This is a genomic window from Mesorhizobium sp. M0854, from assembly GCF_040319815.1.
Lineage (GTDB): Bacteria > Pseudomonadota > Alphaproteobacteria > Rhizobiales > Rhizobiaceae > Mesorhizobium.
The window spans coordinates 37,429-57,068 of record NZ_JAMYOL010000021.1; the positions used below are offsets into that span (position 1 = coordinate 37,429).

The window sequence follows — 19,640 nt, forward strand, 5'->3', positions numbered from 1 at the left end:
TTGATCGAAAATTGCTCGGATCCTCCTGAGGACCAGTTCCTTGGCGGCGCTGGTCCACATCGACGTTGCGCTTGACTCGTCCATATTATCCGTAATAAATCATACATATTGCCATCGAAAAAAGGCGGCAGGTCTGGGAGGACCGATGAAAATCACGGCCATCAAGGCGCGCGTCTGCAATGCGGAAATGCGCAACTGGGTCTTCGTCCGGGTCGAAACCGACGAGCCCGGGCTGTTTGGCTGGGGTGAGGCAACGCTGGAATGGAAGACCCGAGCCGTCGTTGGGGCGCTTCAGGACCTTGAGGCCCTGCTCATCGGGCAGGATCCGCGCAACGTGGAGCAGTGCTACCAGATACTTACGCGCCACGGATTTTGGCGTCTTGGCGTCGAGGGAATGTCTGCCGTCAGCGGCATCGAGATCGCGCTCTGGGACATCCTGGGCAAGTCATTGGGCGTCCCCGTCTGGCGCCTTCTGGGCGGACAGGTTCGCGACTATCTGCGCACCTACACGCATCTCGGCCTCGGAGACATGAAGGCGGTCTATGAGACCGGATCCGCGGACGCGATCGTGGAACGCGGACGCATCGTGACGCAGGCAGGCTACGACGCTGTCAAGGTCGTCTGCATTCCCTACACCCACTACCTATCGCCTGCGAAAGCCGTTGATTCTGTCGCCAACATGGCTGGCTCACTTCGCGAGGCCATAGGTCCGGACATCGACATCATGGTCGATTTCCATGGACGCCCGGCATCCGTTAACGCTGCGATGGATTACCTCAGAGCAATCGAGCCGGCCCGCATCATGTTCGCGGAAGAACCCGTGCCGCCCGAAGATGTTGCCGGACTGGCGCATATCACGGCGCGATCGGCCGTGCCGATCGCTTCCGGCGAGCGGCTGATCGGACGTCGCGAATTCACGCACTCGATCGCAGCCCGTGCCTTCAACATTGCCCAGCCTGATATTTGCCACACTGGCGGTCTGCTGGAGACAAAGAAAATCGCGGCCATGGCGGAAACGGCAGGCATCGGCCTTGCGCCGCACAACCCGCTCGGTCCGATCGCTGGCGTCGCTGCTCTTCACTTCGGCATATCGACGCCAAACGTCGTCATTCAGGAGGAGATGTCCGGTGCCGTCGCCTGGTACGACGACGTCGTTACCTGGCCAATTCGGCGTAAACCAGGCCGCTGGGACCTGCCCGATCTGCCGGGCCTTGGCGTCACCGTCAATGAGGACGTCATCGCGCGTCACCCCTTCAAGCAGGAAGTGCTGCATGCCCGCAATGCCGTCATGCCGGACGGCACCGTGGTTGACTGGTGAATGCAATGGCAGGCCGGCTGCAAGGAAAGATCGCAATCGTCACGGGCGCCGGCCAAGGCATAGGTGCCGCCATCGCCCGCGCCTTTGCAACACATAGGGCAAAGACCGTCATTGCCGAACTGAATGCGGCAAGCGGCCAAGCGGTCGCCGACGAATTGCGTGCCCAGGGCGCGGACGCCCTGTTCATCGAGACGGACGTCACCGACGCATCCGCGGTCGCGGACATGGTCGCCCGCACGATCACGGCCCATGGCAGCGTCGACGTTCTGGTCAACAATGCCGGTGCCAACGTCTTCTACGAACCATTGCTGATGCCGGATGAGGAATGGGAGCGCTGCCTCAAGCTCGACCTCCAGGCCGCGTGGTTCTGCGCCAAGGCGGTTTTGCCGACGATGCTGGCGAAGGGCTCGGGGTCCATCGTCAACATGGCGAGCTGTCACGCCTTCCAGATCATTCCCCATACGTTTCCGTATCCCGTCGCCAAGCATGCACTTTTGGGCCTGACCCGTTCGCTGGCCATCGAATATGCCGCACGCGGTATCCGGGTGAACGCGATAGCACCCGGCTATATCGAGACGCCGATCGCGGAAGCCTACTGGAACACATTCCCGAACCCCGCCGAGGAGAAGCGGCGAGCCTACGACCTCCATCCGCCCAAGCGAATTGGCCGGCCGGACGAGGTTGCAATGACGGCGGTTTTCCTCGCTTCGGACGAAGCGCCGTTCATAAATGCCGAGACGATCACCATCGATGGTGGGCGCTCGGTTCTCTACCACGACTAGCAACCACCATTGAGCTCAGGGAGGATCTTCATGAAAACCACAACAAAGGCATTGGCGACATTTGCGGTACTGGCTGCCGGACTGATGGGTGGCGCAGCAAGCGCAGACGACATCAAGATCGGCTACATCAACAAGATGGGAGATCATCCATGGTTTGTCGCCGAAGTCGGCGGCGCCAAGAAAGCGGCTGAGGCGGCCGGGGCCGCGTTCGTGTCGCAGGACGTTCAGTTCGACGCCAATTTGACGATCACGACCTTCGATACGATGGTCGGCGATGGCGTGAAAGGCATCGCCATCGTTGTCCCCGACAAGGCGCTGGGACCGGTCATCGCGGAGAAAGCAAAGGCCGCAAAAATTCCCTTGGTGGCGGTGGACGACGATATCTACTACCAGGATGGCACCCAGGTCCCCTATGTCGGCATGAATGCTTACAATATCGGTGCGCGGGTGGGCGAAGAGCTTGCCAAGCTCTACAAGGCTGAAGGCTGGGCGGGCAAAGAGGTGCGCATCGCCTCGATCGAGGACCGCAAGGCCGATACCTGCATGCAGCGCAACAAGGGCGCGGAAGAAGCGTTCCTGAAGGCGGTGCCCGATTTCAAGCCGGGCAACATCGTTCGCGTCCCCTACGACAACACGATGGTCAACGCCATCGACGTGATGACCACCACACTGACGGCCAATCCCAGCGTCACGAACTGGATATTCTATTCATGCAACGATGACGGCGTGCTGGGTGGTGCGCGAGCACTGGAGAATGCCGGCTATTCCGCAGACCAGGGCATGGGGATCGGCATCGACGGGAGCCGCGCCTGCGATGCCTTCGGATCCGGAAAGCCCTCGGCGTTCCGTGGTACGATGTGGCTCAATTCGGAAAATCATGGCGCGCTGGCGGTGAAGATTCTCTTGGCCTCCATCAAGGACGGAACCAAGCTTCCCGTTCAATCCTTCACTGACCCGGAATACATCACCGCCGACAATTTTGCGTCGGACTACAAAGCCAAGCTCTGCCACTGAACCAGATATGCGTCATGCGCCGCAGTGCGCATGACGCTCTTTGGGCCGGCAGTTCGTCGACGGGCACACGGGATCGATCCTCGGGAGTGAGCTTTTGATGCAATCGGATTTCTTCTCGCTCGACAGGATATCGAAGCGCTTCGGCGTCGTGCAGGCGCTCGACAATGTCTCGATTGCCTTTCGGCCAGGAGAGGTGCTTGCCCTGGTTGGCGAGAATGGCGCCGGCAAGTCGACAATGATGCGAATTCTCGAGGGCGTGTTCGCACCGGACACCGGCACCGTGCTGCATGGCTCCACGCCGATCGTTTTCAGCGAACCGCGCGACAGCCACAGAGCCGGAATACGCGTCATCCATCAGGAGCCGGAGATCGTTCCGAACCTGACCGTGGCCGAGAACATTTTCGTCGGCGAACTGCCGCGGCTGGCAGGCGTCCTGCTCGACTGGCACAGGCTCGAGGACCAGACCGATAAGGTGCTTGCGACCTTCGGCATGCAGCAGGATATGCTGCCGCGTCAACTCTGCAGCACACTCGGTCCGGCACAGCGCCAGATGATCGAAATCATGCGCGCCATACGTGCCGGCGGCCGGCTGATCGCATTCGATGAGCCGACCTCGTCACTGACCGACGACGAAGCGCGCCGTCTGTTTTCAGTAATTCGCCGGCTGCGCGGCGAGGGCACTTCGATCGTCTACATCTCTCACAGGCTGAACGAGGTCATCGACCTTGCGGATCGCATTGTCGTGTTGCGGGACGGCCGGCTGGTCGATGATTCCCCCGCTGCCGGTGCCAGCGAGCAGACCATAGCCAAGCTCATGGTCGGCCGCGACATAGCCGATCTGTTTACGCGCGAGACGTGGCAATCGGGGCAACCGTTGCTGGAGGTGACGGGCCTGACCACCGACCACGTCACCGATGTGAGCCTCAAGGTCCGCCGCGGCGAGGTGCTCGGCATTGCCGGCCTTATGGGTGCGGGCCGATCCGAACTGGCAAAGGCGATTGTCGGCTATGATAGGCGCCTCGACGGAACCATAACGATGAATGGTGTGCCCGTTGGCCCCAACAGTCCGCATGCAGCGATCGTGGCGGGCATCGGCTTTGCCCCAGAAGACCGCAAGCACGAGGCGCTGCTGTTGTTCCGAAGCATTCTTGATAACGCCTCGCTTTGCGTGCCCGACAGAACGTCGACCTTCGGCTTCTTCAACCGGCGCAAGGCACTGGAGATCGTCTCACCGCTTGCAGCAAAGATGTCGATCAAGGCGCCTAACCTCGACGAACAGGTTTCGAAATTATCGGGTGGCAACCAACAGAAGGTCGTTCTCGCGCGCTGGCTTGCGCGGCAGCCGATGCTTCTCATCCTCGACGAGCCGACCCGCGGCATCGACATCGGCGCCAAGGCGGAAATCTATCGCCTGATCGACGAACTCGCCGCCAGCGGCATCGGCATAATCCTGATTTCCTCCGAAATGCCGGAACTGATCGGGCTGGCCGACAGGGTGCTTGTTATGGCTGGAGGCCGGATCACGGCCGAACTTTCCCGCCCTGCCATCGACGAGGCCACGATCCTGAGACATGCCATGCCTCAATCTGCAGCATCGCTTGGAGGACAAATTCAGTGAACAGCCTTGAGCTCAGGACAGCAACAACGCAAACCGGCAGAAGGCGCGCTTCCTTGCGCATCGCAGAGCGCATCGGCATTCACAACATAAGCCTTCTTGTTGCTCTCGCCATTCTCGTGCTCATTTTCGGCACCCTGAGAGGCGACGTGTTCTTCTCCAGCCGAAACCTGCTGAACATCGGTCTAGGCATTACCATCCTGGGCGTTCTGGCGATGAGCCAGACCGTGGTTATTGTCGCCGGAGGGCTCGATATTGCCGTCGGCGCAATTGTCGGTCTGACCACAGTATCGACGGCAATGGCCATCCAGGCCACCGGATCACCCGCCGCGGGCATTCTTGCCGGCCTGGTCCTGGGCGGTCTTGCCGGCCTCGTGAACGGCATCATCATCACCTATGGGCGGGTCAACGCTGTCATCGCGACTCTCGGTACGATGGCGATCTTCCGCGGCATCGCGTTCATCATGTCCGACGGGCAATCGATCGCGATTTTCAGCGAGACTTTCCGCTTCATCGGGATCGGACGAATCCTCGGCCTGCCTCTGCTGATCTGGATTCTCTTGCTGACCGCGATCGTGTTCCATCTCTTCCTTGCCCGCTCGATCGTTGGCCGCAACATCTATGCCCTGGGCGGCAATCCCGTTGTCGCACGCTTCTCCGGCATCGACATCAACCGCTACCGCGTCGGCATCTACATCATGAGTGGAGTGGCGGCCGGATTGGCCGGGATTCTGTTGGCTGCCCGTACCGGCTCCGGGCAGCCCGTATCCGGATCCCAAGGCCTGGAACTCGAGGCCATCACAGCGGCCGTTCTTGGTGGCTGCGCCTTGCAGGGCGGCAAGGGCACGATCGTCGGCGCACTGCTGGGCGTCGCCATCATTGGCGTCCTCAACAACGGAATGATACTGACGTCCGTGCCAACCTTCTATCAGTTGCTTGCCAAGGGCTCGCTGCTGATACTTGCTGTGGTAATTGCCGAGTACCACTTGAACAGGACATGACGATGGACGCGGCGATCGCTTCGACTGGCCAAGGCAAGCAGGACATTCCTGCCGCAGATGGCACCACGTCATCGCTCAAGGATCGCATCGCACGCGATCTCGGACAGCGCATCCTCGCCGGCTCCTACGCCCAGCACTCCGTCCTGCCGACGGAAGCCGAGCTTTGCGTTATCTACGGGGCGAGCCGCACCGCGCTTCGCGATGCTCTTCTGACGCTTTCGGCGAAAGGATTGATCGAGGCGCGCAAGCGGGCCGGGACGCGTGTGCGCGTGTCGAGCGAATGGAACAGGCTGGATGCACAGGTTCTGGAATGGATGCGCGATATCGAGCCCGATCTCGATTTCGTCCGAGGATTGATCGAGGCGCGGCTGGTCATTGAACCCGCTGCCGCCCAACTTGCGGCCAAGATGGCGACGTCAGGCGATCTCGCGGTCATCGAAGCGGCCTATGAAGCCATGCGCATTGCTCCGCAGGATGATCTCGCTGCGTGTCTCGATGCCGACGTCAGGTTTCATACGGCCATCCTGCGTGCCAGCCGCAACCCGGTGTTCGCCAATCTCGGCAATATGCTTGCGGCCGCCCTCAGCTTCTCCTTCCGCTTGACCACATCGGCCACCGCTAATTACCAGCAGACGCTGAGCGCGCATGGCGACGTGCTGGAGGCAATCAGGATGCGGAGGGCCGACGATGCACACGATCAGATGAAGGCGCTCATCGGGATCGCGTCGAACGACCTTCTTGCAGTGGCTCGCAAAGGCCGCCATCAACAGCCGATCGCCGCTGCCAAGGCCAGTACCGTCTGAAGCGGATGGTCGGGACGATCAAGATCAGAAGCGGAGACCTGTCTGCTGAAATCGTCCCATCGCTTGGGGCAGGTCTTGCGAGACTGGACCATGGACGCGTGCCGCTCTTCAGGCCTTGGCCGAACGGCGGGAGCAGCAACCCGTTCGACCTTGCCTGCAACCTGCTTTTGCCATGGTCAAATCGCATCTCGGGCGGCGGGTTCACATTCGACTGCAAATTCCACGAACTGCCTGCCAATGTTGCACGCGAGCCCTTTCCCATTCACGGCAATGGATTTTCGAGCGAGTGGGACGTCGACAGCGTAACGCAGGACAACGCAAAGCTGTCGCTCATCAGCAACGGCCCCGGCCCATACCGATATCGCGCCGAGGTGAGCTACGCGCTGGCCGGACAGGGGCTCGAGCTGAAACTTCGCATCGTCAATCGGGCCTCGATCAGATTGCCGTTCGGGCTTGGCATCCATCCATGGTTCCCGAGAACAGCGTTGACCACGCTTCACGCCGCGGCATCACAGGTTTGCCTCGAACGGCCCAACCATCTCCCTGAACGATTTGTGGATGTCAAAACCCGTCCCGACTGGGATTTCGGCGCCCCGGCCGCCTTGCCGAGCGGATGGATAAACAATCTGTTTGCCGGTTGGAACGGCGTCGCTACCATATCGTGGCCGGAGCACAGTTGCAGCCTGCGGATTGAAGCTTCATCGCCCTTGAATTTCTACCTGGTCTATTCGCCATCGGACGAGAGCGACTTCTTCTGTTTTGAACCGGTCAGTCATGTTGTCGATGCTCATAATCGGGGTTCGATCGACAAATGGAATGGACTGTCGGTGCTTGGGCCCGGCGAGAGCCTGGCAGCCCGTTGCAGCTTTGCCGTCAGTTAGGCGGATCTCTGCGGCGCCCTCGAATTGGCGGATGTCGGCCTGCATGTCCGGTGACAACGAAGCCGTCTTTTCGTCCAAACGGAGCTTGGGAAGAGGGAACTCCGGCGACCGGGAACCCGCGAGCCAGTTCGACGTTTGCCGGATGTCGCTGCGCAGCTCGTCTGCTTGACGGCCCACCAAATGTGCCTGGCAGGATTGGATCAATGACGGATGTTGAACCAAAAGAATTCGTGCTCGCGGGCATCGTCATGAAGCGACTGGTCTCCGGCGAACAGACGGGAGGCTTGTTGAGTCTGTTCGAAAACAGAAGCGACGGGCACACCAAAACGCCAATCCATGTTCATGCGAATGACGACGAGACGGTCTACGTCATCGAAGGGCACTTGACCGCAATTGTGGACGGTGTGGTCCGAACGCTCTCGCCCGGCGAGAGCATGTTTTTGAAGCGGGGCATCCCGCACCAGCTTATGAATCCCGGCAACCAGCTCGTTCGCTATATCCTGATAGACACGCCAAGTGTGTTCGAGCAGTTTCTCGCCGAAGGTGGCCATGAACGCAGCAAGGGAGAGGTGGTCGGGCCGCCGACGCCTGCCGATATCGAGCGGCTCAAAGTAGCCGCGCCGAAGTTTGGGATTACGCTCCTGCAGGACTGGCCGGCAAGAGAGTAGATGGCTTCGTGATGGCGGCTTGGATCGCCGCTAAAGCCGGCCCTTGCCCGAAGAACCGGTATTGGCTAGCCGTCGGCAATCCAATCCGAGAGGCTTCGCGAAAAACTTCGCGGCACGATGAGTTCGCACGCGGTCTCGCCGGTGCGCAGGAAGAGCACGGGCACGTGATGGAAGGATGTTTGCACGGCGCGGCCCGGAGCGGCGGTCGGCGCGTGCCAGTTGACGGCAATGCAGCCGGACAGAAGCCTTGCGATACCAGGGCCGGCCATTTTCAAACGAACACGACCTTCCCCAAGGGGCACGGAACAGCCGAGATCGGGGTCGACGACAAGGGCTGGCGCTTCTGTGCCTTCGTCGAGAGCCAGCCAAAGGCGGCGAGGTGCAACGCGGATGGTCAAAAGGCCCTTGTGGCGAACCGTCTCTCCCACCGAAGCGGGAAGTTTCGTGTTGAGCGACGCCGAGACGCTCTTTTCGAATTGTCTCAGTGTCGCGTCCCAGCCCTCGATCTGGATAAGCGGACAATCCGCCACGGACAGACTGAAATCCCGAGAAGAGGTCAAGCTAGCCATGCAGCCGTTCTCCCTGCGGATCGATGAATACCGGCGAGACAACGCGGGCGCGAACCGTTTCGGCCTTCATCGGATAGACCGCCACGACCTCGCTTCCTTCTGCCGCGACATCACCGGCAAGCAGGGCCAATCCGACATAGCGGTCGAGTTCTGGGCTAAAGGTGATCGAGGTCACCCGGCCGCGGCCATGGCCCTCGATCTTGTCGTCGGGCAGGAACAGGATCGCCCCGCCGCGGAGGCGCTTGCCGTCTTCGGCGCATTCCAGTCCGACCAGCCGCTGGCGCTCAGGCACCTGATAGGCCTGGCGGCGGCGCAGTACATCGCCGACGAAGCCGCTGCGCTTGCCGGCCATGCGGCCGAGGCCGAGATCGTCGAGCGTCGTGCGCCCATCGATCTCCGGTCCGGCGACATGGCCCTTTTCGACCCGCAGCGCGCCGAGCGCCTCGACACCGTAAGGCTTCAGGTCGAAGGGTCTGCCGGCTTCGAGCAAGCGGCTCCAGAGCTGTTCACCGGCAGTGGCGCCGACATAGACTTCGTAAGCGCGCTCGCCGGAATAACCGAGGCGCAGGATGCGGAGCCCACGGTCCTGCCACTCGCTTTCGAGTAGCCCCATATGCGGAAGCGCCGCGTCGGAAACGTCGAGACCAGGAAAAGCAACACCGAGGATTGCGCGGCTGTTGGGCCCGGCAACCGACATCGCCGCCCATTCATCGCTGACCGAGGTAACGGCCACGCGCAAATCCGGCCAGGCCGTGTCGAGCAGGAATTCGAGACGCGACAGCACATCGGCGGCCTTGGCGGTCGAAGTGGTCATGAAGAACCGGTTTTCCGCTAGCCGCGTCGTGGTGCCGTCGTCGAAGACGATGCCGTCGTCGCGCAGCATGACGCCGTAGCGGGCGCGGCCTATCGCCAGTTTGGCAAAGCCGTTGGCATAGACGCGGTCGAGGAAGATTGCCGCATCCGGGCCCTGGACATCGATCTTGCCGAGCGTGGAGATGTCCATCAGCCCCGCGGCCTGACGCACGGTACGCATTTCGGCAACATAGGCCTCGTTCACGTCGCGGCCCGACTGCCGGTAGAAATAGGGCCGCATCCAGAGCCCGACCTCGAGCATCTCGGCGCCGTTCGCCATGTGCCAGTCGTGCATCGGCGTGCGGCGGATCGGCTTGAAATGATGGCCGACGGCGCGTCCGGCAAGCGCGCCGATCGCCACCGGCGTATAGGGCGGGCGGAAGGTCGTGGTGCCGGTCTCGGGAATCGTTGCGCCGCGCAGCGCTGCCATGGCGGCAAGTGCGGGAAAATTGCTGGTCTTGCCCTGATCGGTGCCCATGCCGAGCGTGGTGTAGCGCTTCAGATGCTCGACCGATTCATAGCCTTCACGATGGGCGAGCTCGATATCCCCGGTCGTCACGTCCATCTGGAAATCGACGAAGGCTTTTCCACGTCCGACCGAAGGGGCTTCGCGAAGTAGCGTCGTAGCGGTCTCGCCGAGATCGAGTTTCGATGGAGCGGGCACCGGCGCCGACTTGCCGCAGGAGGCTGCCGCTTCGATGCCGGCGCGATGGCCGTGCTCGACGGCAGCGGCGGTCGCATAAGCTCCTATCATTGCGCCGGCGCCGAACTGGCTGGCTGAAAAGACGCCCGGCACGAAGCCGTCAATGTCGTCGCGATAGACAGGTTTGACACCGAGGTGGGAGGTGAGATGCACGGTTGGCGACCAGCCGCCGGAGATGCAGACCAGGTCACAGGCGGCCGAGGATTGTCCCTCCGGTCCATTGAGCGTTACGCGCCTGACGGTATGGCCGCCGTGCAGGTCGACGATGCGCGTTGCGGCCCGCACCACCACGCCGAGCCGTGCGGCTTCCGCGGCAAGTGCTAAGGGCGGGACGGCGCGCAGATCGGCAACCGTCACCTCCGCGGCGGCTGCGGCGTAATCGAAGGCGGTGCGCCAGGCACCGTCATTGCTGGTGGCGACAATGATTTTCTTGCCCGGCAGGACGGCGAAACGGTTGAGGTAGGTCCGCGCGGCCGAGGCGAGCATGACGCCGGGCCGGTCGTTGTTCGAGAACACCATTGGTCGCTCGATGGCGCCGGTGGCGAAAACGATGGCGCGGGCGCGCAGCATGGTGACCGTTTGGCGTGTCTCGCCATTCGGCTGCGGATCGGTTGGATCGCGCTGTTCGACCAGTCCAAGCACATTGCCGTCATAGCTGCCGAAAGCGGTCGTCCGCTTCATCAGCGCGACGGTTTCGAAGCCCTCCAACTCGGCCTCGGCCTGCCTCAGCCATGCGGCCGCTGCGCTGTCGGACGGTTCCGCCAGAAGCTGGCCGCCAAGCAGGAAATCCTGCTCGATCAGCGCGACCCGCGCGCCGGCCGCGGCGGCCGCCCGCGCCGCCGACAATCCCGCCGGGCCGCCGCCGACGATGGCGACATCGGCGAAGGCATGATGAACCTCGTAGCGGTCGGGATCGGGGCCGGTGCCGGCTCTGCCCAGGCCGGCCGCCTTGCGGATGAAATGTTCGTAGAACATCCAGGCGCGGCGCGTCGGGCCCATGAAGGTCTTGTAGTAGAAGCCGGCGGACAGAAACGGTGCCAACAGCCCATTGACGCTTTGTACGTCGAAGGCAAGCGACGGCCAGCGGTTCTGACTCTCCACGACCATGCCGTCGGCGAGTTCCAGCGTCGTCGCCGGCAGGTTCGGCTCGCGCCTGCCGGCGCTCCCGAGCGTAACCAGCGCATTCGGCTCTTCGGGCCCGGCGGAAAAAATGCCGCGCGGGCGATGATATTTGAAGCTGCGCCCGACCAGGGTGACGCCATTGGCGAGCAGCGCGGAGGCGAGCGTGTCGCCGCGATACCCAATCAGCTTGCGGCCATCGAAGGTGAAATCTACCGGCACCTCGCGACTGATGCGGCCACCCGCTGGCAGGCGTTTGCGGTTCGAACTCATGCCGGTTGTTTCCTGACAGTCGATTTCCTGGCGAAGTCGACGGATGCGATCGCGTGGTTGCGGGTGTCGCGTTCGACCACCAGCCATTGCCGGCAGCCGGTCACGTGCTGCCAGAATTCACGGTGCGGGCCGGCCGGGTTTGTCCTGATATAGACGTAGCGGTACCAGGCCTCCGGATCGGCATCGTCATGGGTTGGACGCGTGACCGAGGCATCGCCGCCATAGCGGAACTCGTCATGGTCGCGCGGGCCGCAGCAGGGGCATTCGATGCGCAGCATTTTGTCCCGCCTCCTATTGCAGCCAGGCGGAAGGGCCGACACCGGCCTCATCGAGCGTGTGGCCGGTGCGGAAACGATCGAGTCCGTAGGCCGCGATCAGGGGATGCGGCTTGCCGGTGGCGATCGTGTGGGCGAAGCACCAGCCGGAAGCCGGCGTCGCCTTGAAGCCGCCATAGCACCAGCCGCCATTGAGATAGAGGCCGTCGATCGGCGTCGGGCAGATGATCGGGCTGGCATCGGGAGTCATGTCCATGACGCCGCCCCAGTGGCGCAGCAGACGGACGCGCGAAATGCACGGCATCAAAGCAATCGCCGCCTCCGCCACCTCGCGCACGACGCCGAGATTGCCGCGCTGGGCGTATGAATTGTAGCCGTCGAGATTGCCGCCGAAGACCAGTCCGCCCTTGTCGGACTGGCTGACGTAGAAATGGTCGGCGCCGTAAGCGACGACGTGATCTACCAGCGGCTTCAGCGGTTCGGTGACAAAGGCTTGCAGGACGTGGCTTTCGATCGGCAGGTCAAGGCCGGCCTTGGCACCGAGCACGGATGTATGACCGGCAACAGCGAGGCCGACCTTGCCGGCGCCGATCCGGCCTTTCGTCGTTTCGACGCCGACGATACTGTCGCGGTCGCGGAGGAAGCCTGTCACTTCGCAGTTCTGGATTATGTCGACGCCATGGCTGTCGGCGGCGCGCGCATAGCCCCAGGCGACGGCGTCGTGGCGCGCCGTGCCCGCCCGGCCCTGGAAGATGGCACCATGGATCGGAAAGCGGGCGGTGTCGGAAAAATCGAGATAGGGCACGAGACGGCGCACCTCGTCGCGGTCGAGGATATCGGCATCAATGCCATTCAGCCGCATGACATTGGCGCGGTGGCTGAAGCCGTCGAGCTGATCGGCCGAATGCGCCGTGACGAGCTGGCCGCGCTGCGAGAACATGACGTTGAAGTTCAGCGCCCGCGACATGCCCTCCCAGAGCTTCATCGAGAATTCGTAGAACTGGGTGTTGCCGTCGAGCAGGTAGTTGGAGCGGATGACGGTGGTGTTGCGGCCGACATTGCCGCCGCCGACATAGCCCTTTTCGAGTACGGCGACGTTACGGATGCCGTGGTTCTCGGCGAGGTAAAAGGCGGTGGCGAGGCCGTGTCCGCCGCCGCCGATGACGATCACATCATAGGACGGTTTTGGCTCCGCCGCACGCCAGGCGCGCTGCCAATTCTTCTGGCCGGCGAGCGCGTTGCGGAAAATCGAGAGTGCCGAATAGCGCGCCATGCGTGCGGGCCTATCGAACGATCGGGCCGGCCGGCGTGCGGGTGAGCACTTCGGCGCCCGCGTCGGTCAAAAGCACCGTGTTGGAGACGAAGTCATTGCCGCGACCCGTTCCCATCAGCCATGACAGGATGTGGAAGCTCATCCCCGTTTCGATCTCGAGGTCGGAATCGTGTCGCAAGCCGGTCACCGAATTGCCGCCGGTCCATGACGGCGGCTGGCCGGCGCCGACAAGGTAGCCGCAGTGATGGCGGCGATAGTGGGAAAGGCCGGCCTCGTCGGCGACGGCCTGCCAGGCGGCGTAAACATCGCGCGCCTTGGCGCCCGGCCGCAGCGCCTCGACGACCGCGTTGAAGGCCTTGGCGGTCACCTCCGCCATTGCGGCGTCTTCATCGCTGATGTGGCCGATGCGAACGAGCCGGCCGAGCGGGGCATGGTAGCGCGAGATGCACCCCGACAGTTCGACAAAGACCGGCTCGCCCTTGCGGTAGATTCCGTCGCCCCAGGTCGTGTGCTCTTCACCCAGGCGCGCGGCCGGGCGGATGAACGGTCCGAAGCCCGGCGCATGACCGCCGGCGCGGATCATTGCCGCAACACATTGGGCGGCGACCTCCTGTTCGGAAGCGCCATCGGAGATCGCGGCGATCGCGGCACCGGCGGCGGCGTCCGTCACCTTTGCGGCACGCCGCATCAGCGCCTGTTCTTCGGTGCTCTTCACCCGCCGCATCTTGTCGATCAGACCGGAGACATCGCTCCAAGTTGCATCGGCTTGCGTCTGGAGCGCCACGGCAAGTCCATGGCTAAGGCCGGCCGTCCAGTATTCGAGACCGATCCGCTTGCCGGACAGGCCGAGCTCCGCAAGCACCCGCGCGGTAAGGTCGGCCGCCGTTTCGCTGTCAGAGTGGCCACGGAATTCCGCTGCCTTCACCTGCTTCTCGATCGTCACCTTCTCCATCGAGCGGGTGACCAGAACAGGTTTTCCCCGGAGCGGAACGACCAGCAGGTGAGGGGCAAAATACCCCCAGTGATCAAGCCCGGTGAGATAGAAGACGTTCTCCGGCGAGGCGAAGACCGCCGCGTCGAGCTCGCGCTCGGCCAGTGCAATACGGACCTTGGCAAGGCGGCCGGCGATTTCGGCTTCGGAAAACGGATTGCGGTCCATCGGGTGTCCTCGTGCTTGTTGCCGGCTTGCTGGCGCGCATGGTCTTTTTCGGCAGCCGGTTTCCTGGCCGCCATGTCAGTCGATGACGATGAGTTCGCGCGCCACGTCGCAGAGGCGTTCGCCGCCGCGTTCCGTGACGACGAACGATTCCGAGATGGCGATGCCGAAATCGTCGAGCCAGACGCCGGCCATGAAATGGAAGCACATCCCGGACTGCATCTCGGTAGTGTCGCCGGGACGAAGGCTTGCGGTGCGTTCACCCCAATCGGGCGGGTAGGCGAGCCCGACCGGATAGCCGACGCGGCTTTCCTTCTTCAGCCCGTTCCGTCGCAGGACTGCCTGCCAGGCGGCTTCCACCTGTTCGGCGGTGTAGCCGGGGCGCGCCTTGTCGAGGCCGGCGTCGACACCCTCGACGATTGCCTTGGCCATGTCGAGGATGGCTAGCGGCGGCTTGCCGAAATGTACGGTCCGCGTCAGCGCCGCGTGATAGCGGCGCCGCACGCCGGCGATCTCCAGAATGGCGGGGCCGCTGTCCGGCAGCGGCGCGTCGGACCACGTCAGATGCGGCGTGCTCGTGCCCTCGCCGACGGGCATCAGCGGACAGATCGCGGAATAGTCGCCGCCCGCTCCGGGCACCCCCATGATCTGCGCGTGATAGATTTCCGCAATGACATGGTTCTGAGGCACACCGGGCCGCATTTTCCCGATGGCGCGGTTCATGGCATGCGTGCAGATCGCACCCGCCTCGCGGATCAGCACCAGCTCCGCTTCGGATTTGACCAGCCGCGCCCAGTTAACGAGATCATGGTTGTTGGCGAAATGCGCGTCGGGCAGCCCCTCGACAAGATGGGCGTGGCAGCGCGCAGTGTAATAATGCGCGTCCATCTCGACGCCGATACGGGCCTTTCCCCAGCCGCGCGACCGGATCAGTTGGGCGAGTTCGTCATAAGGGTGTTCGACCGGCTGCTGCACCAGCCGTTCCGAGAACGGCACGATGTTTGTCTCGGGCAGGCCGGTGGTCAGGCGTGCGCTCTTGGCATCCTGCGCCCTGCCGAACCAGATCGGCCGGTCCTCCTCCAGATGGACGAGCACGCACTGCGGAACGTAGAACGACCATCCGTCATAGCCGGTCAGCCAGCACATGTTGGCTGGATCCTGACAGACGATGAGATCGAAGCCGGCTTGTTGCATGCGTGTCTTCACGCCGGCGAGGCGCTGCCCATACTCCGCTTGCGTGAATGTCCCGAAGCCCTTCGCGGTCGCCACCGAAATCTGCCTTCCAGGTACGCCGCTTGCCCTTTGATAAGATATGGGCAAGCAGGCCCAAATTGTGCACAACTCGACGTCAATTTGTTGGCTAACTACGAATTATCGCCGAATTTCCATGGTTTCTATATCTCTGCTTGCGAAATGTCTAGGGCAGTTGTATACGTCTGATCAAGCAGGCGTCGACCTCGAAGAAGGCCGCGCCCTGGGAACCATCCACAGTTGTCCAATGGGAGAAAAGCATGTTCAATTCATCGATATCGCGCCGCATGGTCGTGAAAGCGGCTGCCTGCATCGCGCTCGCGGCGACGTCATTGACCTCGCTGTCCGCTCACGCGGAAACCACCCTCGAACGGGCCAAGAAGGACGGCTACATCCGCGTCGGTTTCGCCAACGAGGCGCCGTTCGGTTACGCCACGCCAGACGGCAAGCTGACCGGCGAGGCGCCGGAAGTCGCCAAGGCGGTGCTCGCCAAGATGGGCATACCGCAGGTCGACGGTGTTTTGACCGAATTCGGCTCGCTCATTCCAGGTCTCAAGGCCGGCCGCTTCGATATCATCGCCGCCGGCATGTTCATCACCCCGAAGCGCTGCGCCGAGATCAACTACTCCGAGCCGTCCTACGGCATCGGCGAGGCTATGCTGGTGGCAAAAGGCAATCCGAAAGGCATCAAGGATTTTTCCAGCATCAAGGACAATCCGGATCTCAAGCTTGCCGTGATGGCCGGCGCCGTCGAAGGCGGCTTCGCCAAGGAAGCGGGCGTTGCCGATGGGCAGATCGTCTCCTTGCCCGACCAGTCCAGCTTGGTCGCCGCCGTCCAGTCGGGCCGCGCCGATGCTGCCGCGCTTACCGCCCTTTCGATCGCCGACATGGCCAAGAAGGCCGACGGTGTCGAATCGACCAAGCCCTTCGGCGAGGTCGCCGGCAAGTCGGTGAAAGGCCATGGCGGCTTCGGCTTCCGCAAGGAAGACACCGACCTGCAGCAGGCTTTCAACGCCGAGCTGAAGAAGTTCATCGGTTCGCCGGAGCATATCGCGCTGGTCGAGCCACTCGGCTTCGGCAAGGATTATCTGCCCAACAAGACCACCGCAGAGCTCTGCGCTGGCAAATAGGTTCCCAACTGCTGGCGGCGCGAAAGCGCCGCCCTTTTTTCCCGGGGGAATCGCATGGGAATCCGTACGCTCATTGCCATGCTGGTCATCGCGCTAGTCGTGATCGGCGCGTTGGCAACACAGGAAAGCTATAGAGTGTTCATGCCGGGGCTGCTGCAAGGCGCGGTCCTGACGGTCGAGATCGCCGTCCTCGGCAGCCTGCTGGCAATTATCATGGGCGTGCTTGCGGCACTTGCAAGGATGTATGGCCCGACGCCGCTCAGATGGCTGGCCACGGTTTACGTCGAGATCTTCCGCGGAACGTCGGCACTGGTGCAATTGTTCTGGCTGTTTTTCGTGCTCCCGCAATTCGGCGTCACGATCAACGCATTCGTTGTGGCGGTGCTGGCGCTCGGCCTGAATGTCGGCGCTTACGGATCGGAGTGCGTGCGCGGCGCGATCCAGTCCGTCGCCCGCGGCCAGTGGGAAGCGTGTACTGCATTGAACATGAGCCGCCCGCAGATGCTGCGCCGGATCATCCTGCCGCAGGCCTTTGTCGCGATGATCCCGCCCTGGGGCAATCTGTTCATCGAGCTTCTGAAATCGACGGCGCTGGTCTCGCTGATCACGCTTTCGGATCTCGCCTTCAAGGCGCAGCAAATGAACCAGAACACGTTCAAGACCATTCCGATCTTCACCCTCGTTCTTTTGATGTACCTGGCAATGTCGCTGGTTGTGACCATCGGCATGCGGCTTCTTGAAAGGCGAGCGTCGCTCGGACTGGCGCGGGGGAAGGCGGCATGATCTGGGACTGGGGATTTGCCCTGGAAATCCTGCCGGTGCTTGCCCGCGCCGCCGTCATTTCCATCGAAGCGACGCTGATCGGCTTTGCGCTTGCCGCCTCGCTCGGCCTGGTGCTGGCCGTTGTCCGCATCGCCGTGCCATGGACCAGCTGGACGATTTCGGTGCTGGTCGAGCTGATCCGCTCGACCCCGCTGCTCATCCAGATATTCTTTCTCTATTTCGTCTTTCCGAAATTCGGTGTCGTGCTCGACGCTTTCACCGCCGGGGTGCTGGCCATCGGCATCCACTACGCCGCCTATTGCTCCGAGGTCTATCGCGCCGGTTTCGACAACATCCATCGCGGCCAGTGGGAAGCTTCGATCGCGCTCAATCTCTCGTCCTGGACGACGTTCCGCGACATCATCATTCCGCAGGCGATCCCGCCGATCGTTCCGGCGCTCGGCAATTATCTGGTGGCCTTGTTCAAGGAAACGCCGTTGCTTTCCGCAATCGCCGTGATGGAACTGATGCAGACCGCCAAGATCATCGGCTCCGAAACATTCCGCTACACCGAGCCGATCACGCTGGTCGGCCTGTTTTTCCTTGCCATGAGCCTGGTTTCGGCGGCGCTCATCCGCTCCCTCGAAGGGCTGCTCAACCGGAGGACCACGCGATGACTGAACAACCGATGGTCCGCTTCGACAATGTATCGAAACGCTACGGCACGTTAACCGTTCTCGACGGGCTCAATCTCGAAATAGCGCGCGGCGAAAAAGTCTCCGTCATCGGTCCGTCGGGTTCGGGCAAGACGACGGTGCTGCGCATGCTGATGACGCTGGAGACGATCAATGACGGCGTCATCTGGGTCGAAGGCGAGCCGCTGACCCATATGGAGAGGAACGGCAGGCTTGTTCCCGCCGATCTCGCCCACATCCGCAAGATCCGCGCCAAGATCGGCATGGTGTTCCAGTCGTTCAACCTGTTTCCGCATATGACGGCGATGCAGAACTGCATCGAGGCGCCGATAACGGTGCTCGGCATGAAGCGGGCGGACGCCGAGGCACGAGCGGCCGAGCTGCTGGAGCTGGTCGGTCTGGCCCAGAAGAAGGACCACTATCCGTCACAGCTTTCCGGCGGCCAGCAGCAGCGCGTCGCCATCGCCAGGGCGCTGGCAATGCGGCCCAAGATCATGCTGTTCGACGAGGTGACGTCGGCGCTCGACCCGGAGCTTGTCGGCGAAGTGCTGCAGGTGATAAGGCAAATCGGGCGCGAGCATGATCTCACCATGCTGATGGTCACCCATCAGATGGGCTTCGCCAAGGAGTTTTCCGACCGCGTTTGTTTCTTCTATCAAGGCAAGATCTGCGAGCAGGGACCGCCAAGCGAACTGTTTGGTGCTCCCAAGAACGAGCGGACACGGCAATTCCTGCACGCTGTCCTGGAGGCTGGGTGACGATCGAGACAGAGGCCAAGCCGCCCACGACGGTGACCGCCGCGCCGCCGCGCCCGCTCTCCGCGCGGGAGCGGTTCGAGCGCATCTACCGGATATTGCGCGACCGCATCTGCCTGCTCGATTATGCGCCGGGAAGCCACCTGTCCGAGGAAGAACTTGCCCAGGAATTCCAGATCAGCCGCACGCCGGTCCGGCGCGTCCTGGCGCGCCTTGAATCCGAGGGTCTGGTTCAATCCGTCCACGGCGTCGGCACGATCGTCACCGACGTCGACATCGAGGAATTGCAGCAGGTCTATCATCTGCGCCTGGAACTGGCGCTCCTCGTCGGCAAGCTTTCGCCGATTCCGCGCACGGCGGACGATCTTGACCGGATACGGGCGCTCATCGCGCGCTGCGATGCCGATATACTCAATCCCGACCAGCGCGCTTTCCTGCGCCTCAACATGGATTTTTTCTACGAGCTCACGGCGATGACCGGCAACCAGCCACTGCGCGAGATCAGCGAGCGCCTGTATTTTCAGGTCGCGCGCGTCGTCCTGAAGCTGATGCCGCAATTGGGCCTCGTCGAGGAATTCACCGCATTCCGCCGCGAAATGGAAGAGGTCCTTGCCGCCGCCGAGATCGGCGACTGGGAGTCCATCGGCCATATAAGGCGGGCGCATATCTCAATGAGCTTCCGCCGCATGATGCGCCATGCAGGCGAGGCGAATCTGGATAGAGCTACATAATCAGCCCCCGTAAG

The 19,640-nt window shown here is 62.5% G+C and carries 19 protein-coding genes; 13 read left to right on the top strand and 6 right to left on the bottom strand.

Annotation, left to right across the window (positions count from 1 at the left end):
* Positions 1-145: 145 nt before the first annotated feature.
* The 8 genes from dgoD to NKH99_RS24590 all read left to right on the top strand — a co-directional run bounded on the left by dgoD (position 146) and on the right by NKH99_RS24590 (position 8,082).
* Complete coding sequence (gene dgoD / locus NKH99_RS24555; protein WP_353015993.1) at positions 146-1,318, top strand: galactonate dehydratase; 1,173 nt, start codon at positions 146-148, stop codon at positions 1,316-1,318.
* 5 nt (positions 1,319-1,323) lie between these two features.
* Positions 1,324-2,100, top strand: coding sequence for an SDR family oxidoreductase (locus NKH99_RS24560; protein ID WP_353016052.1), 777 nt, complete (start codon positions 1,324-1,326; stop codon positions 2,098-2,100).
* 30 nt (positions 2,101-2,130) lie between these two features.
* Positions 2,131-3,114, top strand: coding sequence for a substrate-binding domain-containing protein (locus NKH99_RS24565; RefSeq protein ID WP_352502559.1), 984 nt, complete (start codon positions 2,131-2,133; stop codon positions 3,112-3,114).
* Between the two features lie 97 nt (positions 3,115-3,211).
* Complete coding sequence (locus NKH99_RS24570) at positions 3,212-4,732, top strand: sugar ABC transporter ATP-binding protein (protein ID WP_353015995.1); 1,521 nt, start codon at positions 3,212-3,214, stop codon at positions 4,730-4,732.
* Positions 4,729-5,730, top strand: coding sequence for an ABC transporter permease (locus NKH99_RS24575; protein ID WP_353015998.1), 1,002 nt, complete (start codon positions 4,729-4,731; stop codon positions 5,728-5,730). Before NKH99_RS24570 ends, NKH99_RS24575 begins: the two co-directional genes overlap by 4 nt.
* 2 nt (positions 5,731-5,732) lie before the next feature.
* Entirely contained in the window at positions 5,733-6,533 is an 801-nt protein-coding gene (locus tag NKH99_RS24580) for a FadR/GntR family transcriptional regulator (RefSeq protein WP_352684659.1), read from the top strand.
* 5 nt (positions 6,534-6,538) lie between these two features.
* Complete coding sequence (locus NKH99_RS24585) at positions 6,539-7,414, top strand: aldose 1-epimerase (RefSeq protein ID WP_352969249.1); 876 nt, start codon at positions 6,539-6,541, stop codon at positions 7,412-7,414.
* A gap of 203 nt (positions 7,415-7,617) precedes the next feature.
* On the top strand, positions 7,618-8,082 hold the full coding sequence (locus tag NKH99_RS24590; protein ID WP_352470574.1) for a cupin domain-containing protein: 465 nt from the start codon (positions 7,618-7,620) through the stop codon (positions 8,080-8,082).
* Positions 8,083-8,147: 65 nt separating this feature from the next.
* On the opposite strand, the gene NKH99_RS24595 is transcribed toward NKH99_RS24590, so the two are convergent.
* The 6 genes from NKH99_RS24595 to NKH99_RS24620 form a co-directional block, all read right to left on the bottom strand.
* A complete protein-coding gene (locus NKH99_RS24595) occupies positions 8,148-8,651 on the bottom strand; it encodes a sarcosine oxidase subunit gamma (protein ID WP_352470573.1) in 504 nt (167 codons plus the stop codon).
* On the bottom strand, positions 8,644-11,598 hold the full coding sequence (locus NKH99_RS24600) for a sarcosine oxidase subunit alpha family protein (protein ID WP_353015999.1): 2,955 nt from the start codon (positions 11,596-11,598) through the stop codon (positions 8,644-8,646). The genes NKH99_RS24595 and NKH99_RS24600 overlap by 8 nt, the downstream gene beginning before the upstream one ends.
* Positions 11,595-11,876, bottom strand: coding sequence for a sarcosine oxidase subunit delta (locus tag NKH99_RS24605; protein WP_352470571.1), 282 nt, complete (start codon positions 11,874-11,876; stop codon positions 11,595-11,597). Before NKH99_RS24605 ends, NKH99_RS24600 begins: the two co-directional genes overlap by 4 nt.
* Before the next feature lie 13 nt (positions 11,877-11,889).
* Entirely contained in the window at positions 11,890-13,146 is a 1,257-nt protein-coding gene (locus tag NKH99_RS24610) for a sarcosine oxidase subunit beta family protein (protein ID WP_352470570.1), read from the bottom strand.
* 10 nt (positions 13,147-13,156) lie between these two features.
* Entirely contained in the window at positions 13,157-14,305 is a 1,149-nt protein-coding gene (locus NKH99_RS24615) for a M24 family metallopeptidase (protein ID WP_353016002.1), read from the bottom strand.
* A gap of 75 nt (positions 14,306-14,380) precedes the next feature.
* The gene (locus tag NKH99_RS24620; protein ID WP_353016004.1) at positions 14,381-15,571 is read right to left on the bottom strand and encodes a M24 family metallopeptidase; all 1,191 of its coding nucleotides are present in this window, start codon (positions 15,569-15,571) and stop codon (positions 14,381-14,383) included.
* A 242-nt stretch (positions 15,572-15,813) separates the two neighbouring features.
* Here NKH99_RS24620 and ehuB point away from each other — a divergent pair, with 242 nt between their 5' ends.
* Genes ehuB through NKH99_RS24645 form a run of 5 tightly spaced genes read left to right on the top strand, consistent with a single transcriptional unit; the run spans position 15,814 to position 19,626 of the window.
* Positions 15,814-16,683: an ectoine/hydroxyectoine ABC transporter substrate-binding protein EhuB gene (gene ehuB, locus NKH99_RS24625; RefSeq protein ID WP_352470567.1), complete on the top strand. Its 870-nt coding sequence runs from the start codon at positions 15,814-15,816 to the stop codon at positions 16,681-16,683.
* A gap of 54 nt (positions 16,684-16,737) precedes the next feature.
* Positions 16,738-17,466 (top strand): ectoine/hydroxyectoine ABC transporter permease subunit EhuC, encoded by a 729-nt coding sequence (ehuC, locus tag NKH99_RS24630; protein ID WP_352470566.1) that lies wholly within the window; start codon positions 16,738-16,740, stop codon positions 17,464-17,466.
* Positions 17,463-18,122, top strand: coding sequence for an ectoine/hydroxyectoine ABC transporter permease subunit EhuD (gene ehuD / locus NKH99_RS24635; RefSeq protein ID WP_023674259.1), 660 nt, complete (start codon positions 17,463-17,465; stop codon positions 18,120-18,122). Before ehuC ends, ehuD begins: the two co-directional genes overlap by 4 nt.
* Positions 18,119-18,898, top strand: coding sequence for an ectoine/hydroxyectoine ABC transporter ATP-binding protein EhuA (gene ehuA, locus NKH99_RS24640; RefSeq protein WP_353016007.1), 780 nt, complete (start codon positions 18,119-18,121; stop codon positions 18,896-18,898). Before ehuD ends, ehuA begins: the two co-directional genes overlap by 4 nt.
* Complete coding sequence (locus tag NKH99_RS24645) at positions 18,895-19,626, top strand: GntR family transcriptional regulator (protein ID WP_352470565.1); 732 nt, start codon at positions 18,895-18,897, stop codon at positions 19,624-19,626. The genes ehuA and NKH99_RS24645 overlap by 4 nt, the downstream gene beginning before the upstream one ends.
* Positions 19,627-19,640 lie beyond the last annotated feature (14 nt).

Coding starts and splice junctions, on each gene's coding strand:
- dgoD (WP_353015993.1), top strand. CDS start 146: ATGAAAATCACGGCCATCAAGGCGCGCGTCTGCAATGCGGAAATGCGC.
- NKH99_RS24560 (WP_353016052.1), top strand. CDS start 1,324: ATGGCAGGCCGGCTGCAAGGAAAGATCGCAATCGTCACGGGCGCCGGC.
- NKH99_RS24565 (WP_352502559.1), top strand. CDS start 2,131: ATGAAAACCACAACAAAGGCATTGGCGACATTTGCGGTACTGGCTGCC.
- NKH99_RS24570 (WP_353015995.1), top strand. CDS start 3,212: ATGCAATCGGATTTCTTCTCGCTCGACAGGATATCGAAGCGCTTCGGC.
- NKH99_RS24580 (WP_352684659.1), top strand. CDS start 5,733: ATGGACGCGGCGATCGCTTCGACTGGCCAAGGCAAGCAGGACATTCCT.
- NKH99_RS24585 (WP_352969249.1), top strand. CDS start 6,539: ATGGTCGGGACGATCAAGATCAGAAGCGGAGACCTGTCTGCTGAAATC.
- NKH99_RS24590 (WP_352470574.1), top strand. CDS start 7,618: ATGACGGATGTTGAACCAAAAGAATTCGTGCTCGCGGGCATCGTCATG.
- NKH99_RS24595 (WP_352470573.1), bottom strand. CDS start 8,651: ATGGCTAGCTTGACCTCTTCTCGGGATTTCAGTCTGTCCGTGGCGGAT.
- NKH99_RS24600 (WP_353015999.1), bottom strand. CDS start 11,598: ATGAGTTCGAACCGCAAACGCCTGCCAGCGGGTGGCCGCATCAGTCGC.
- NKH99_RS24605 (WP_352470571.1), bottom strand. CDS start 11,876: ATGCTGCGCATCGAATGCCCCTGCTGCGGCCCGCGCGACCATGACGAG.
- NKH99_RS24610 (WP_352470570.1), bottom strand. CDS start 13,146: ATGGCGCGCTATTCGGCACTCTCGATTTTCCGCAACGCGCTCGCCGGC.
- NKH99_RS24615 (WP_353016002.1), bottom strand. CDS start 14,305: ATGGACCGCAATCCGTTTTCCGAAGCCGAAATCGCCGGCCGCCTTGCC.
- ehuB (WP_352470567.1), top strand. CDS start 15,814: ATGTTCAATTCATCGATATCGCGCCGCATGGTCGTGAAAGCGGCTGCC.
- ehuC (WP_352470566.1), top strand. CDS start 16,738: ATGGGAATCCGTACGCTCATTGCCATGCTGGTCATCGCGCTAGTCGTG.
- ehuD (WP_023674259.1), top strand. CDS start 17,463: ATGATCTGGGACTGGGGATTTGCCCTGGAAATCCTGCCGGTGCTTGCC.
- ehuA (WP_353016007.1), top strand. CDS start 18,119: ATGACTGAACAACCGATGGTCCGCTTCGACAATGTATCGAAACGCTAC.